Annotated in this window: 14 protein-coding genes; 12 read left to right on the top strand and 2 right to left on the bottom strand. The window is 64.5% G+C overall.

Annotation, left to right across the window (positions count from 1 at the left end; all coding sequences use genetic code 11):
• The first annotated feature begins 13 nt into the window (after positions 1-13).
• The 9 genes from P0X85_RS06025 (at position 14) to proB (ending at position 8,423) form a co-directional block, all read left to right on the top strand.
• On the top strand, positions 14-463 hold the full coding sequence (locus P0X85_RS06025) for an outer membrane protein assembly factor BamE (RefSeq protein ID WP_275810649.1): 450 nt from the start codon (positions 14-16) through the stop codon (positions 461-463).
• A 6-nt stretch (positions 464-469) separates the two neighbouring features.
• Positions 470-1,210, top strand: a complete 741-nt coding sequence (locus P0X85_RS06020; protein WP_275810057.1) for a GNAT family N-acetyltransferase — start codon at positions 470-472, stop codon at positions 1,208-1,210.
• Positions 1,211-1,270: 60 nt separating this feature from the next.
• Positions 1,271-3,103 carry an ABC-F family ATP-binding cassette domain-containing protein gene (locus tag P0X85_RS06015; protein WP_275810054.1) on the top strand — a complete coding sequence of 611 codons (1,833 nt, stop codon included), beginning with the start codon at positions 1,271-1,273 and terminating at the stop codon, positions 3,101-3,103.
• Positions 3,104-3,212: 109 nt separating this feature from the next.
• On the top strand, positions 3,213-4,322 hold the full coding sequence (locus tag P0X85_RS06010) for a CaiB/BaiF CoA transferase family protein (RefSeq protein WP_275810051.1): 1,110 nt from the start codon (positions 3,213-3,215) through the stop codon (positions 4,320-4,322).
• A gap of 202 nt (positions 4,323-4,524) precedes the next feature.
• Complete coding sequence (locus P0X85_RS06005; RefSeq protein WP_275810047.1) at positions 4,525-5,163, top strand: 50S ribosomal protein L21; 639 nt, start codon at positions 4,525-4,527, stop codon at positions 5,161-5,163.
• Positions 5,164-5,175: 12 nt separating this feature from the next.
• Positions 5,176-5,445, top strand: a complete 270-nt coding sequence (rpmA, locus tag P0X85_RS06000; protein ID WP_275810044.1) for a 50S ribosomal protein L27 — start codon at positions 5,176-5,178, stop codon at positions 5,443-5,445.
• A gap of 183 nt (positions 5,446-5,628) precedes the next feature.
• Positions 5,629-6,168, top strand: a complete 540-nt coding sequence (locus tag P0X85_RS05995) for a GNAT family N-acetyltransferase (protein WP_275810041.1) — start codon at positions 5,629-5,631, stop codon at positions 6,166-6,168.
• A gap of 123 nt (positions 6,169-6,291) precedes the next feature.
• A complete protein-coding gene (gene obgE / locus P0X85_RS05990) occupies positions 6,292-7,317 on the top strand; it encodes a GTPase ObgE (protein ID WP_275810038.1) in 1,026 nt (341 codons plus the stop codon).
• Entirely contained in the window at positions 7,314-8,423 is a 1,110-nt protein-coding gene (gene proB / locus P0X85_RS05985) for a glutamate 5-kinase (RefSeq protein WP_275810035.1), read from the top strand. The genes obgE and proB overlap by 4 nt, the downstream gene beginning before the upstream one ends.
• Positions 8,424-8,593: 170 nt before the next feature.
• On the opposite strand, the gene P0X85_RS05980 is transcribed toward proB, so the two are convergent.
• Entirely contained in the window at positions 8,594-9,970 is a 1,377-nt protein-coding gene (locus P0X85_RS05980) for a M20/M25/M40 family metallo-hydrolase (RefSeq protein ID WP_275810032.1), read from the bottom strand.
• 218 nt (positions 9,971-10,188) lie between these two features.
• Here P0X85_RS05980 and hemA point away from each other — a divergent pair, with 218 nt between their 5' ends.
• The 3 genes from hemA to ispG all read left to right on the top strand — a co-directional run bounded on the left by hemA (position 10,189) and on the right by ispG (position 13,937).
• Positions 10,189-11,418: a 5-aminolevulinate synthase gene (gene hemA, locus P0X85_RS05975; RefSeq protein ID WP_275810029.1), complete on the top strand. Its 1,230-nt coding sequence runs from the start codon at positions 10,189-10,191 to the stop codon at positions 11,416-11,418.
• Between the two features lie 110 nt (positions 11,419-11,528).
• Positions 11,529-12,737 carry a helix-turn-helix domain-containing protein gene (locus tag P0X85_RS05970; protein WP_275810025.1) on the top strand — a complete coding sequence of 403 codons (1,209 nt, stop codon included), beginning with the start codon at positions 11,529-11,531 and terminating at the stop codon, positions 12,735-12,737.
• An 84-nt stretch (positions 12,738-12,821) separates the two neighbouring features.
• Positions 12,822-13,937 (top strand): flavodoxin-dependent (E)-4-hydroxy-3-methylbut-2-enyl-diphosphate synthase, encoded by a 1,116-nt coding sequence (gene ispG / locus P0X85_RS05965; RefSeq protein WP_275810022.1) that lies wholly within the window; start codon positions 12,822-12,824, stop codon positions 13,935-13,937.
• Positions 13,938-14,109: 172 nt separating this feature from the next.
• Here ispG and P0X85_RS05960 read toward each other — a convergent pair whose 3' ends face one another.
• Positions 14,110-14,856 (bottom strand): DsbA family protein, encoded by a 747-nt coding sequence (locus P0X85_RS05960; protein ID WP_275810019.1) that lies wholly within the window; start codon positions 14,854-14,856, stop codon positions 14,110-14,112.
• Positions 14,857-14,981: the final 125 nt, after the last annotated feature.

Below are 14,981 nucleotides of genomic sequence, written 5' to 3'. Positions count from 1 at the left end.
GGCACTATCGACCATGACGCGGCGGGGCGCATTCGCACTGGCGCTTTGCGCGGCTCTGGCGGCTTCGGGCTGCACGGCCATCTACCGCAACCACGGCTATGTTCCCACCGAAGACGATCTGGCCCTTGTCGAGGTCGGCACAAGCACCCGTCAGGATGTCGCCACCGCCGTCGGGCGTCCGTCTTCCTCGGGTCTTCTGGAAGGGTCCGGCTGGTATTATGTTGGCTCGCGCTGGAAGCATTACGGCGCCCGCGCCCCCGAAGAGATCGACCGTCAGGTCGTCGCCATCAGCTTCGACGAAGGCGGCACGGTCTCCAATGTAGAGCGTTTCGGACTGGCCGATGGCGAGGTCGTGGCGCTGTCGCGCCGCGTCACCGAAAGCAACGTGAAAGGCATCGGCCTGATCCGTCAGCTGCTCGGCAACTTCGGTCGCGTCAACGCATCGCAAATCCTCAACCGGTGATCGCGTATGGTTGCGCTTCGCATCGAACGCGGGCGCTACGTGGTGCGACTCGCAGAGACCGAGGCCGATATCGCCGCGGCACAGGCGCTCCGGGGGCGTTGCTTTCGGGGCGAGGGCATGCGCGATGCCGATGAATTCGACGCGCGGGCGCGGCATTTCCTGATCGAGACGCGGGACGAGGGTGCGCTGGTCGGGTGTTTTCGGGCGCTTGTGCTGGCGGGAGAGACGGGTCCGGAACACAGCTACTCCGCGCAGTATTACGACCTTTCGGCACTGGCCTCGGGGTCGGGGCCGTGGTGCGAGTTGGGGCGGTTCTGCGTCGCGCCTGAATGGACCGATCCGGACATCCTGCGTCTGGGCTGGGCGGCGCTTGCGCGGCTTGTCGATGGGGTCGGTGCGCGGGGGCTCATCGGCTGCTCGAGCTTTTCCGGCACCGACTGGAGGGCCTATCAGGACGCGTTCGCGTCGCTGGCGGCCCGTCACCTTGCCCCTGCGCTCCTGCGGCCGGGCCCCCGCGCCCCCGAGACGGTCGCCTATCCCGAGATGGTCGCGGCGCGGCCCCTCGATCTGCGCGCGGCGCAGGCGCAGATGCCGCCGCTTCTGCGCACCTATCTGAGCATGGGCGGCTGGGTCAGCGATCACGCGGTGATCGACCGCGATCTGGGCACGCTCCATGTCTTCACTGCCATCGACATTGCGGCGATTCCCCCGGCGCGGGCGCGGGCGCTGCGTGAACTTGCGGGCTAGCGCGTTCATCCCTGCACGCGCGCCGTTGACCTTTCCGCGCGCGGGCGCTAGCGCAGGCGCATGGCACGCGCACCTCTTCTTCAGCTTTCCGATATTGGCCTCACCTTCGGCGGGAACCCCGTTTTCGACGGGCTCGATCTTGTCGTTCAGCAGGGCGACCGCGTCGCGCTGGTCGGGCGCAACGGCTCGGGCAAATCCACCCTGATGAAAGTGATGGCGGGGCTGGTCGAACCCGATCACGGGTCTCGTGTCGTCCCGCCCGGCGTGCGCGTGGGCTACATGGAGCAGGAACCCGACCTTTCGGGCTTTGAGACCCTGGGCGATTTCGCGGCCTCCGCGCTCGATGCGGGCGAAGAGTATAAGGTTGCGATGGTGGCCGAGGGGCTGAAATTCCGCCCCGAAACCCCGGTTGCGACTGCCTCGGGTGGGGAACGTCGCCGTGCCGCGCTGGCGAAACTCTTGGCCGAGGCGCCCGAACTCATGCTGCTCGACGAGCCGACAAACCACCTCGACATCGAGGCGATCGGCTGGCTCGAAGACCAGTTGCGCGAGACCCGCACGGCCTTTGTCCTGATCTCGCACGACCGCGCCTTCCTGCGGGCGCTGACCCGCGCCACGCTCTGGATTGACCGCGGACAGGTGCGCCGCAACGAACAAGGCTTCGAGCATTTCGAAGAGTGGCGCGAGAAGACATGGGCCGAGGAAGATGAGGCCCGCCACAAGCTCGACCGCAAGATCAAGGCCGAGGCGAAATGGGCCGTCGAAGGCATCTCGGCGCGGCGCAAACGCAACATGGGTCGGGTGCGCGCGTTGCAGGACCTGCGCGCCGAACGCGCCGCCCAGATCCGCCGTCAAGGCACCGCCGCGATGGAGCTGGAAAGCTCGGGCCAATCGGGCAAGCGCGTGATCGAGGCGCGCGGTCTCTCGAAACGCTTCGGCGAGAAGCAGATCGTCAAGGGGTTCGACCTGCGCGTGTTGCGCGGCGACCGGGTAGCCTTTGTCGGCCCCAACGGCGTCGGCAAGACCACGCTGCTGAAAATGCTCACCGGCGAGGTCGCCCCCGATGAGGGCAGCGTGACGCTCGGCACCAATCTCGAAATCGCCGTGTTCGATCAGGCGCGCGCGACGCTCGATCTCGACATGACGCTGTGGGACGGGATGGTGAACGACCCCGATATGCGCGTCTCGGGCCGTTCGGATCAGGTGATGGTGCGCGGCCAGCCCCGCCATGTCGTCGCCTATCTCAAGGATTTTCTGTTCGACGAGCAACAGGCGCGCGCGCCCATCGGCTCGCTTTCGGGCGGTGAGCGCGCGCGGCTCTTGCTGGCGCGGATCATGGCGAAACCCTCGAACCTGCTGATCCTCGACGAACCGACCAACGACCTCGACGTCGAGACGCTGGACCTCTTGCAAGACATTCTGGGCGAGTATGACGGGACGGTGCTGCTGGTCAGCCACGACCGCGATTTCATCGACCGGGTGGCGACCACGACCATTGCGATGGAGGGCGACGGGCGCGCGACCGTCTACGCGGGCGGCTGGAGCGACTACCAGACCCAAAAGGCGCTGGCCGCCGAGCCGGCTGCGGCCAAACCGGTCAAGCCGACCACCGCCCCGGCCAAACCCGCGCCGGAAAAACCCGCCACTCCCGCCCCCGCGCGCAAATCCGGCCTGAGCTTTACCGAGAAACACCGTCTCGAAGAATTGCCGGGCGTGATCGAGAAGCTCGAATTCGAGATCGGCAAGCTCAACGCGTTGCTGTCCGATCCCGACCTCTTCACCCGCGAGCCGGTCAAATTCCGCAAAGCCACCGAGATGCTGGCCGAACGTCAGGGCGCGCTCGATGCGGCCGAAGAGGAATGGCTCACGCTCGAAGAAAAAGCCGCCAGCTGACCCGGGCGTGACGTAGCGTCACGCCTGCCGGGGCTTCCCCCCGTCAGTCTGCTCCAAATATCCTGCGGGGGTCCGGGGGTGCAAAACCCCCGGCCTGCGGGAGGAGCAGATGACCAAACCGGGGCAGGGGCCGCTGGCCGGGCTACGTATCGTCGAAATCTCGGGGCTGGGGCCGACGCCCTTCGCAGCGATGCTGCTGGCCGATATGGGCGCGGATGTGATCCGCATCGCGCGACCCGGATCGGGCGGGGCCGAGGCGCATGTGCTCGGGCTTGACCGCGACATTCTCGACCGTGGGCGCGATGTGCTTGAACTCGACCTCAAATCCGACATGGACCGCGCGACCGCCCGGGCGCTGATCGTGTGCGCCGACGCGCTGGTCGAGGGGATGCGCCCGGGGGTGATGGAGCGTTTGGGTCTTGGCCCCGAGGATTTTCCGGAGAATCCCGCCCTCGTTTACGGTCGGATGACCGGCTGGGGCCAAAGCGGCCCTCTGGCCGACCGCGCGGGCCACGACATCAACTATATCGGTCTGACCGGTGCGCTGCACGCGATGGGCACGCCCGAGCGCCCGGCGATTCCGCTCAACCTCCTGGGCGATTTCGGGGGCGGGGGCATGTATCTCGCCTTTGGGATGCTGGCCGCGCTGATCCATGCCCGGGCGACGGGGCAGGGGCAGGTCGTGGATGCGGCAATCACCGACGGCACCGCGCATCTCATGGCGATGATTTCGGGCATGGCGCAGCAGGGCGCGTGGAGCGACCGGCGCGGCGAGAACCTGCTCGATGGCACCGCCCCCTTCTACACCACCTATGAATGCGCGGACGGAGGCCATATGGCGGTGGGCGCGATCGAGCCGAAATTCTGGACCGCGCTGATCGAGGGGCTGGAGCTGGAGGCCGACGCGCTGCCCGACCGGGCGGATCGTGCGAACTGGCCGCGCCTGCGCGAAATCCTTGCCGCCTGCTTCGCCATGCGCTCGCGCGAGGACTGGACGGCGGTCTTTGAGGGAACCGATGCCTGCGCCACCCCGGTATTGACCATTGCCGAGGCGCCCCAGCATCCGCATAACCGGGCCCGCGCGACCTTTGTTAGCCATGACGGGCTTGAACACCCCGCACCGGCACCGAAACTCTCGCGCACACCGGGCGCCATCGGGGCGGGGTCGGACCGCAACCGGCTCAGCCCGGCGGAGGCTCTGGCGCGCTGGAAAGCCTGAGATCGCATTCACGCGATTATCTTGGCAAATCGCTTGACTCGCGCCCACTGATCCCCGATAAGCCGCGAACCCGGCGGGAGGACTCTCTTTCCGCCGGTCATCATTTTTGCAACTCGTCCCCAACGGGACGCGCAGTCCGAGGCGGGGCAACCCACGAACCCGAGAGGGGCCACAGGGCGCGGCTGACACGAAGGAAAGACCCATGTTTGCGGTCCTCAAGACTGGCGGCAAGCAATACAAGGTTCAGGCGGGCGATCTGCTCCGCGTTGAACTGCTTGCGGCAGAAGCTGGCGACAAAGTCCAGTTCAACGAAATTCTGATGCTCGGTGGCGACAAGCTGACCGTTGGCGCGCCCTTCGTCGAAGGTGCGGCCGTTCAGGCAGAAGTCATCGACAACATCAAGGCCGACAAGGTTATCACCTACCACAAGCGTCGCCGGAAGCACTCCTCGCAGCGCACCCGTGGCCACCGTCAGCAGCTCACCCTGCTGCGCGTGACCGACGTTCTCGCCTCGGGCGCGGACAAATCGGGCATCAAGGAAGCTGTCGGCACCGCTATCGCACGTCGTGCCGCACATGGTTCCGCCGCTGCCGCGCCGGCCAAGAAAGCCGCGCCGAAAAAGGCAGCGGCTGCCGCGACCGACGTGAAAGACGATCTCAAGCTGCTCTCGGGCGTTGGCCCGGCGCTCGAGAAAAAACTGAACGAAGCCGGTGTGACCAGCTTTGCGCAGATCGCCGCCTGGACCGAAGCCGACATCGCTGCATTCGATGAAAAGCTCTCGTTCAAAGGCCGCATCGAGCGTGAAGGCTGGGTGGCGCAAGCCCAAGACCTCGCGAAGTAAGGAGACAGACCCATGGCACACAAGAAAGCAGGCGGTTCGTCCCGCAACGGTCGCGACTCCGCTGGTCGTCGCCTCGGTGTGAAACTCTACGGTGGCCAAGAAGCCATTCCGGGCAACATCATCGTCCGCCAGCGCGGCACCAAGATGTGGCCGGGTGAAGGCGTCGGCATGGGCAAGGATCACACGATCTTCGCCACGACCGAAGGCAAAGTCACCTTCCGCAAGGGCCTCAAGGGCCGCACCTTCATTTCGGTTCTTCCCACTGCGGAGGCGGCCGAATAAGCCGAACCTGAACCAGGTGAAATTGGGGGGATCGGCGACAAGCCGGTCCCCTTTCTCGTTTCGGAGCCGAGGAGGACGGGGCCGGAACCGAGATAAGATTTTCGTGCGGGGACATGACGGATGTCATGTAATCGCCCATATTAGACGTTAGGGCTTGGCCCGATGCGTTCGAGGAGGAGCGTAATGTTTCAAGAAGCTATTTCCGCGCAACCCGTGATCGAGGCGGAGCGTTTCGTGCTGCGCCCGCTGCGCAAGTCCGATGCCGGGCTGATCGCGATGTATACCTCCGACAAACGGGTGGCCGAGGGCACCCGCGCAATTCCGCATCCGCTGCCGCCGGGCGCCGCCGAGAATTTCATCGCGCGCGCCATGGCCGAGGATCGCAACGAGGATGTCTGGGTTCTCGACGGCTCGTCGCACGGGCTGGCCGAGGTGCTGGGCGTGGTCTCGCTTGAGCGGATCGAGGACGGCCAGTCCGAGGTCGGCTTTTGGGTCGGTGCGGGTTTCTGGAACACCGGCTTCGCCTCGGAGGCGGTGGCCGCGCTGGTGGCCGCCAACCCGCATAATGACCGCACGCTGCTGGCCGAGGTCTTTCAGGACAATCCGGGCTCGGCCCGTGTCCTGACCAATTGCGGTTTCGAATATCTGGGCGATGCCGAGAGCTGGTCTCTCGCACGTGGCGCCCATGTGCCGACCTGGACCTATCTCAAGAAGATGGTCTGAGCTTGCCTGCCCGCGCCCCGAACCGGGTGCGGGCAGAGCCGCCCATCCTCCGAAGCGCCTCAAATCACTTGAATACCGGGCCGGGGCGGCGTATCTGAGCGCCTTGCAACAAGGACGCGACCCATGAAATTTCTCGACCTCGCCAAAGTCTATATCCGCTCGGGTTCGGGCGGGGCGGGCTGTTCGTCGTTCCGGCGCGAGAAGTTCATCGAATTCGGCGGCCCCGATGGCGGCGATGGCGGCAAGGGCGGCTCGGTCTATGCCGAGGCGGTTGAGGGGCTGAATACGCTGATCGACTTCCGTTATCAGCAGCATTTCTTCGCCAAGAACGGCCAGCACGGCATGGGCTCGCAGCGCACCGGCAAGGATGGCGACGATATCGTGCTCAAGGTGCCGGTCGGCACCGAGCTGATCGACGAGGACGAGGAAACCGTGATCGCCGATCTGACCGAGGTTGGGCAGCGCGTGCTGCTCGCCAAGGGCGGTAATGGCGGTTGGGGCAACCTGCGGTTCAAAAGCTCGACCAACCGGGCACCGTCGCGTGCCAATCCGGGTCAGGACGGCGTCGAGCGCACGATCTGGCTCCGGCTCAAGCTGATCGCGGATGCGGGGCTTCTGGGCCTGCCGAATGCGGGCAAATCGACCTTCCTCGCGGCTGTGTCGAACGCCCGCCCCAAGATCGCGGATTACCCGTTTACGACGCTGGTGCCGAACCTCGGTGTGGTGGGCATCGACGGCAAGGAATTCGTCATCGCCGATATTCCGGGCCTGATCGAGGGCGCCTCCGAAGGCCGTGGCCTTGGCGACCAGTTCCTTGGCCATGTAGAGCGGTGCTCGGTCCTGTTGCATCTGGTCGACGGCACCTCCGAGACCGTCGCCGAGGATTGCGAGACGATCCTGAACGAACTCGAGGCCTATTCCGAGGCGCTTTACGACAAGCCGCGGATTACCGTGTTGAACAAGATCGACGCGATCGACCCCGAAACGCTGGCCGAACGCAAGGCCGCGCTCGAAGAGGTGACGGGTGCGCCCGTGCATCTCATGTCCGGGGTCTCGAAGGAAGGCGTGAACATCGTGCTGCGTGCGCTTTGGTCCGAGATCGAGGATGATCGCCGGGCCGAAGACAAAGAGGAGCCCTGGACGCCGTGAGCAAACCGGATCTGTCCGCCGCCAAGCGGCTGGTCGTGAAGATCGGCTCGGCGCTTCTGGTCGATGAGCAGGGCTTGCGGGCCGATTGGCTGCGTGGGCTTGCCGAGGACGTCGCAGCCCTGCGCGCGCGCGGCACCGATGTGGTGCTGGTGTCCTCCGGCTCGATCGCGCTGGGGCGCCGGGTGTTGGGCCTGCCTGCCGGGACGCTCTCGCTTGAACAATCGCAGGCGGCGGCGGCGGTCGGACAAATCCGCCTCGCCCGCGCCTATGAGGAGGGGCTCGCGCCGCATGGCGTGACCACCGCGCAGGTGCTTGTCACCCTCGAGGATACGTCCGACCGGCGCCGCTATCTCAATTCCCGCGCCACGATGGAGACGCTGCTCAGCCTCGGCACCGTGCCTATCGTGAATGAGAATGACACCGTCGCCACCGACGAAATCCGTTTTGGCGATAACGACCGGCTCGCCGCGCAGATCGCGGTGACCATCGGTGCGGATCAGCTTGTGCTTCTGTCGGATGTGGACGGGCTTTATACCGCCAATCCCAAATCGGACGCCACCGCGCGCCATTTCGAGGTGGTCGAGCGGATCACCCCAGAGATTGAGGCGATGGCGGGCGATCCGATCTCCGGCGTCTCCAAGGGCGGTATGAAGACCAAGCTTCTGGCCGCGCGCACGGCGGTCGCGGCGGGCTGCGCCATGGTCATTGCCGAGGGCTTCGTGACCCGGCCCCTCCATGCGCTCGAAACCGGGGCCCGCTGCACTTGGTTCCTGCCCGAGGGCGACCCGCAAGCCGCCCGCAAACGCTGGATCGGCGCGATGAAACCGCGTGGCGAGGTGATCGTCGATGCGGGCGCGGTCGCGGCGCTGATGCAAGGCAAATCGCTTCTGCCCGCAGGGGTCACCAAAGTCTCGGGCCGCTTTGGTCGCGGCGAGCCGGTGACCATCGCAGGCCCCGACGGGGCCGGGCTTGGCAAAGGGCTGATGCGCTACACCTCGGACGAGGCCCGCCAGATCGCGGGCCACCGTTCACAGGAGATCGAGACCATTCTCGGTTACCCGGGACGCGCCGCCTTGATCCACCGTGATGATATGGTGGTCGGCTAAGCACCGCGCGAAGGTCCCTGATGCCGGCGCGGCGTACTTCGGAGCGCTCGGCGATTAGATCCATCGGCAATGCCTGACCCTGAACAGGAAGGCCCTGCAGAGCCGAGCCACTTCCGTTCCAATCGCTCCAAATATCCCGGGGGTCCGGGGGCAGAGCCCCCGGCCCGGTCTCAGCCCGCGATCCGGTCGATGATCCGCGCCCAGGAGCGGATGCCCTTGTGAAAGCTCTTCACGTCGTATTTCTCGTTCGGGCTGTGGATTGCGTCGTCGTCATTGGCGAAACCGATCAGCATCGCATCCATGCCGAGGATTTCCTTGAAATAGCCCGCGATCGGGATTGAGCCCCCCATGCCGACGATCACCGCCTCGCGCTCCCATTCTTCCGAAAGCGCCTGACGGGCGGCCTCGAATTCGGGGCGGGCGGTGTTCATCACCGCCGCCGGGGAGCCCTCGAGGTCGCTGTCCCACGTGATCCGTGCATCCACGGGCAGGCGCGTCTCGATATGGGCGCGCAGCTTTGCACGCACGTCATCGGGGTCCATATCCCCCACCAGACGGCAAGTGATCTTGCAATGCGCCTCGGCCGGGATCACGGTCTTCGAGCCCGCGCCCTGATAGCCGCCCCAAAGCCCGTTGATCTCGATCGTCGGGCGCGCCCACTGCTGTTCCAGCGTGGAATAGCCGTCCTCGCCATGCGCGCGGGTCATGCCAACGCTGCCCAGATACTCGGCCTCGTCGAACCCGCAATCGGCCCATTGCGCCTTTTGCTCGGGCGTGGGGTCCGGCACGCCGTCGTAAAACCCCTCGACCGTCACGCGGCCCGTGTCATCATGGAGCGAGGCGATCAGCTTCGAGATTTCGCGCAGCGGGTTGAGCGCAGGGCCGCCGTAATGGCCCGAATGCAGGTCGATGCGCGGCCCGTGCAGGGTGAATTCATCCTTCAGCATCCCCCGCAATTGCCCCGCAATCGAGGGCACGCCGGGCGAAACCATCGAGGTGTCGCAGATCAGTGCAAGCTCGGCGCGGAGCGTGTCGGCATGGGCTTTCATGTAGGGAATGAGCGAGGGCGAGCCTGATTCTTCCTCGCCTTCGAGGAAAATCGTCAGATTGCCGGGCAGAGCGCCGGTCACATCCTTGTAAGCCCGACAGGCCTCGATGAAGGTCATCAACTGCCCCTTGTCGTCAGAGGCACCGCGCCCGCGGATCACTGGCCCTTTGGGCGTTTCCTCGATGGCCGGATCGAACGGGTCACGGTGCCACAGCGATAGCGGATCGACTGGTTGCACGTCGTAATGACCGTAGAACAGGATGTGCGGGCCGGGGGCCTCGTGGCGTGCGACAACCATGGGACGACCGGGTGTTTCATGCTTTTCCGCTTTGAAACCAAGGGATTGAAGCTCCTCCACCAGCCAATCGGCCGCCTTGTCACATTCCGCCGCATAGGCCGGGTCGGTCGAAATGGACGGGATGCGCAACAGCGCCATAAGACGGTCCATCGCGTCCGGTAGAGCGGTGTCGATACGGTCCAGAACCTTGGAAAGCGGCATGTCAATTCTCCTGTTTGGGCCGACCCTATCAGCGCCATCGGCACTGTCCAGCACCGCCGCGAGGGCAGAAAAAACGAATTTCGAAAAATGAATGTTTGCATTTGATGCATGGGCGCGACATTTTTTCCCTCCACTCGAGAGCGTTTGACCTTTATCAAGGTCGCGCGCGTATCAGGCCGCTAAGGCTAACCGAGCGAACCAAGGCGAGGAAATGCACAATGGACTATAATCTTGCACTCGATCAGGCGCTGCAACGCTTGCACGACGAAGGCCGCTACCGGACCTTCATTGACATCGAGCGCGAGAAGGGCGCGTTCCCGAAAGCGGTCTGGAACAAGCCTGACGGGTCCAAGCAGGACATCACCGTCTGGTGCGGCAACGATTATCTGGGCATGGGCCAGCACCCGGCGGTGCTTGAAGCGATGCACACGGCGCTCGACGCGGTCGGTGCAGGCTCGGGCGGCACCCGGAATATCTCGGGCACCACGGCCTATCACAAACGCCTTGAGGCGGAGATCGCCGATCTGCACGGCAAAGAGGCCGCGCTGGTCTTTTCCTCGGCCTATATCGCCAATGACGCGACGCTTTCGACGCTGCCGAAGCTCTTCCCCGGTCTCATCATCTATTCCGATGAGCTGAATCACGCCTCGATGATCGAAGGCATCAAGCGCAATGGCGGCGCCAAGCGCGTCTTCCGCCATAACGATCTCGATCACCTGCGCGCGCTGATGGAAGCGGACGATCCGGCCGCGCCCAAGCTGATCGCCTTTGAATCGATCTACTCGATGGATGGCGATATCGGCCCGCTCGAAGGCTTCTGCGACCTCGCCGAGGAATTCGGCGCGCTGACCTATCTCGACGAGGTCCACGCGGTCGGCATGTATGGCAAGCGCGGCGGCGGCATCTCCGAGCGTGACAACCTCGCGCATCGGATCGACATGATCAACGGCACGCTGGGTAAGGCGTTCGGCGTCTTCGGTGGCTATGTCGCGGCCTCGGCCAAGCTGGTCGATGCAATCCGCTCCTATGCCCCTGGCTTCATTTTCACCACCTCGTTGCCGCCCGCGATTGCGGCCGGGGCTGCGGCCTCGATCGCCTTCCTCAAGACCGAGGACGGACAGAAGCTGCGCGATGCGCAACAGCTTCACGCCAAGATTCTCAAGATGCGCCTGAAGGGGCTGGGCCTGCCGATCATCGACCACGGCACCCATATCGTTCCGGTCATCATCGGCGACCCGGTGCACTGCAAGGCGCTCTCGGATATGCTGCTGGCGGAATGCGGCGTCTATGTCCAGCCGATCAACTTCCCGACCGTGCCGCGTGGCACGGAACGTCTGCGCTTCACGCCCTCGCCGGTGCATGACAGCCTGCAGATTGATCACTTGGTGAAGGGTATGGACATGCTCTGGTCGCGCTGTGCGCTGAATCGTGCCGAAGCGAGCGCCTGATCCGTTTCCCCGAGTGCATCGCTCTCTGGCTTGTGATAGGTTTTCTGTAACGATTGGGGGATAAAGCCCCCGAATCGACTGCATTTTATAACTGGGGCAGGAACGGGCACATGATCGGGCGGAGGCAAAATCCTTCGACGCAGGAAGAGTTCAAGCCTATGGGCTTCGACGATTTCGAATTGCGTCTGGGCGATGTGATGCGCGGCGAGCGCGCGACATTGTCCAAATCGCTCCTCGATGTGCAGCGTGAATTGCGGATCAAAGCGGCCCATATCGCCGCGATCGAAGCCTGCGATGTCAGCGCGTTTGAAACGCCCTCGTTCATTGCGGGCTATGTCCGCTCCTACGCGCGCTATCTGGGTCTCGATCCCGATTGGGCGTTCAAACGTTTCTGCGTCGAGGCGGATTTTTCGCCCACTCATGGCATGGCCCCCGCCGCATCCGGCCCGAAACCGCAGCGCCGCCCGGCGGATGTGGCCGAGGCGCTGGCCAATCCCAACGCGTCATTCGTGCCTCGCACCGAAGCCTTCTGGACGAAAATCGAACCGCGTGCGCTTGGTTCGGTTCTCGTGCTCGCTCTGCTCGCTGGCGGGATCGGTTATGGCGGCTGGTCCGTCCTGCAAGAGGTCCAGCGCGTGCAACTTGCCCCGGTCGATCAGGCCCCGGGTGTCGTGGCAGAGCTTGACCCGCTGCAATCCGTGCAACCGATCGTCACCGCTGAAAACGACGCGCTGCCCGAGATGCCGCGCGCCGAGGCGCTCGACCGTATCTATCGCCCCGCGGCGCTCGATGTGCCCAAGCTGGTGTCGCGCGATGGGCCGATCTCGGCCATCGACCCGAGCCAAACGGGCGTTCTGGCTGGCTTGACCCCGGTCGCACCCGAGCAGACCGGTGTCGAGACGCCCGCCATGGAAACCGCCGCGCTCGAGGCGCCGCGAGTTCAGACGCTTGGCGCAGATGCGCCGGAAGTGGAAATTTTGGCCGTGCGCCCGTCCTGGGTGCGGGTGACCAGCCCCGATGGTTCGATCCTCTTCGAGAAGGTTCTCGACGCGGGTGAACGCTACGCGCTGCCCAAGCTCGAAGAGGCGCCGGTGATGCGCACCGGGGAATCGGGTGCGATCTATTTCGCGGTCAATGGCGTGGCCCATGGACCGGCCGGTTCGCGCGGTTCGGTGACCAAGAATATCGTGCTCTCGCCCGAGGCGCTGACCGAGAAATACGCCGCCGCCGATATCGCGCAAGATGCGGATCTCGCTGCCATGGTCGCGGTCGCCGATGCGGGGGCTGCCCTGATCGCGCCCGAGGCTAACGGACAGTAACCCCACCATCGTGTGATACGAAGAGCCGTTGCCCTTGGGCAGCGGCTGGCTTAGGGTCTGCGCGAGACTGCGAAGGAGAGCTGGATGTCGCTCAATCACGTCCGCCCGTGGCGCAATATTTACCGCCGCAAATCCCGTCAGATCATGGTTGGATCGGTGCCGGTCGGAGGAGATGCGCCGATCTCGGTGCAGACGATGACCAATACCGACAGTTCGGACGTGCGCGCAACGCTCGATCAGGTGCTGCGCGCCGCCGATGTGGGCGCCGATATCGTCCGCATCTCGACCCCCGACGAGGCCGCGACCCGCGCTCTGCGCGAGATCTGCCGCGAAAGCCCGGTGCCGATCGTGGCGGATATCCACTTCCACTATAAACGTGCGATCGAGGCCGCCGAGGCCGGCGCCGCCTGCTTGCGGATCAATCCGGGCAATATCGGTGACGCCAGCCGCGTGCGCGAAGTGGTCAAGGCCGCGAAGGACCACGGCTGCTCGATCCGCATCGGCGTGAATGCGGGCTCGCTCGAAAAACACCTGCTCGACAAATATGGCGAGCCATGCCCCGAGGCTATGGTGGAAAGCGGGCTCGATCACATCAAGATCCTGCAAGACAACGATTTTCACGAGTTCAAGATCTCGGTGAAAGCCTCCGACGTGTTCCTCGCCGCTGCCGCCTATCAGGCGCTGGCCGAGGCGACCGACGCGCCGATCCACCTAGGTATCACCGAGGCGGGCGGTCTCATGGCGGGCACGGTGAAATCGGCGATCGGGCTTGGGAACCTGCTCTGGATGGGCATCGGCGACACGATCCGTGTCTCGCTCTCGGCGGACCCGGTCGAAGAGGTCAAGGTCGGCTTCGAGATCCTCAAGTCATTGGGCCTGCGCACACGCGGCGTGCAGATCATCTCCTGCCCCTCCTGCGCGCGGCAGGGCTTTGATGTGATCAAGACCGTCGAAATTCTTGAGAAACGGCTCGAACATATCAAGCAGCCGATGAGCCTGTCGATCATCGGTTGCGTGGTGAACGGGCCGGGTGAGGCGCTAATGACCGATATCGGTTTTACCGGCGGCGGCGCGGGATCTGGGATGATCTACATGGCGGGCAAGCAAGATCACAAGCTGTCCAACGAGAAGATGATCGACCATATTGTCGAGCTGGTCGAAAAGCGCGCGGCAGAGCTGGACGCGCAGTCGGAAGACTAAGCCGGGCAGGGGGCTCTGCCCCCGCCTGCCTGCGGCAGACTCCCCCGGGATATTTCCAGCGATTGGAGGACAGAAAGCGTCTATTCCAATCGCATCAAATATCCCGGGGGGTGAATTTACGCAGTAAAGAGGGGGGCAGAGCCCCCCTTGCTTGTCTCTGTGTGGGCTTTGCTCAGCCGCGCTGATCCTTGACGATCTTGGCCATGACATCGACGGGTGCATAGCCGCGCATCAGCTCGCCGCCGATCACGAAGGCGGGCGTGCCCGAGATACGCATGCGCTCAGCCAGCTGGTGATTGGCACGCAGCACAGCCGTCACCTCTTCCTCGTTCATCCGTTTCACGATCGCATCGGCGTCGAGACCGTTGCTTTCGGCGAGCTTGCTCAGGCTGTCGAGCGTGACGGCCCCCCGGAACGCGATCAGCGCGTCGTGGATGGTCTTGTAGGCCTCATCGCCCGCAAGCTGGTGCACCGCCACGGCGAAGCGTCCCGACAATTCGGATTCTTCGCCAAGGATCGGGAACTCCTTGACCACGAAGCGGATATTGTCGTCTTGTTCGAGCAGTTTTTCGACTTCGGTATAGGCCTTGCGGCAATAGGTGCAGCGATAGTCCATGAATTCGACGATGGTCACATCGCCCTCGGGATTGCCACCGACCCAGGAGTAGCCGTCTTCGAAGATGTCTTTCGCGTTTGTCTGCACGAGCAGCTTGTCGTTTTCGGCCGCTTGCGCCTGCTGGCGCTCTTCGAGGACGTTGATCGACTCGATCAGCACTTCGGGATTGGCCATCAGGAATTCGCGCACCGCGTCGCCGAAAGCGGCCTTTTCGGCCTCGCTCATCGCCGAGATGTCGAAGGCGCTTGCAGGCATCACGGTAGCGGCGGAGAGCGCGAGCGCGGCGAGGATCGAACGGGTCATCAAGTCTTCCTGTGGTCGAGGCCCTTTGGGGCGTGGAGCCCTGACGGGCGGTTCGGGCCAAACTGGCCATTTGCGGCGCGCGGCGCAAGGGGGCGGGGCTGCGACCGGGTGTCCAATATCGGGCG

The organism is Pseudothioclava nitratireducens (assembly GCF_029210495.1).
Taxonomy (GTDB): Bacteria; Pseudomonadota; Alphaproteobacteria; order Rhodobacterales; family Rhodobacteraceae; genus Pseudothioclava; species Pseudothioclava nitratireducens.
This window is presented reverse-complemented; position numbering and strand designations above follow the sequence as displayed.

Coding starts and splice junctions, on each gene's coding strand:
- P0X85_RS05960 (WP_275810019.1), bottom strand. CDS start 14,856: ATGACCCGTTCGATCCTCGCCGCGCTCGCGCTCTCCGCCGCTACCGTG.
- hemA (WP_275810029.1), top strand. CDS start 10,189: ATGGACTATAATCTTGCACTCGATCAGGCGCTGCAACGCTTGCACGAC.
- P0X85_RS06015 (WP_275810054.1), top strand. CDS start 1,271: ATGGCACGCGCACCTCTTCTTCAGCTTTCCGATATTGGCCTCACCTTC.
- P0X85_RS06020 (WP_275810057.1), top strand. CDS start 470: ATGGTTGCGCTTCGCATCGAACGCGGGCGCTACGTGGTGCGACTCGCA.
- rpmA (WP_275810044.1), top strand. CDS start 5,176: ATGGCACACAAGAAAGCAGGCGGTTCGTCCCGCAACGGTCGCGACTCC.
- P0X85_RS05980 (WP_275810032.1), bottom strand. CDS start 9,970: ATGCCGCTTTCCAAGGTTCTGGACCGTATCGACACCGCTCTACCGGAC.
- obgE (WP_275810038.1), top strand. CDS start 6,292: ATGAAATTTCTCGACCTCGCCAAAGTCTATATCCGCTCGGGTTCGGGC.
- P0X85_RS05995 (WP_275810041.1), top strand. CDS start 5,629: ATGTTTCAAGAAGCTATTTCCGCGCAACCCGTGATCGAGGCGGAGCGT.
- P0X85_RS06005 (WP_275810047.1), top strand. CDS start 4,525: ATGTTTGCGGTCCTCAAGACTGGCGGCAAGCAATACAAGGTTCAGGCG.
- ispG (WP_275810022.1), top strand. CDS start 12,822: ATGTCGCTCAATCACGTCCGCCCGTGGCGCAATATTTACCGCCGCAAA.
- P0X85_RS05970 (WP_275810025.1), top strand. CDS start 11,529: ATGATCGGGCGGAGGCAAAATCCTTCGACGCAGGAAGAGTTCAAGCCT.
- P0X85_RS06025 (WP_275810649.1), top strand. CDS start 14: ATGACGCGGCGGGGCGCATTCGCACTGGCGCTTTGCGCGGCTCTGGCG.
- P0X85_RS06010 (WP_275810051.1), top strand. CDS start 3,213: ATGACCAAACCGGGGCAGGGGCCGCTGGCCGGGCTACGTATCGTCGAA.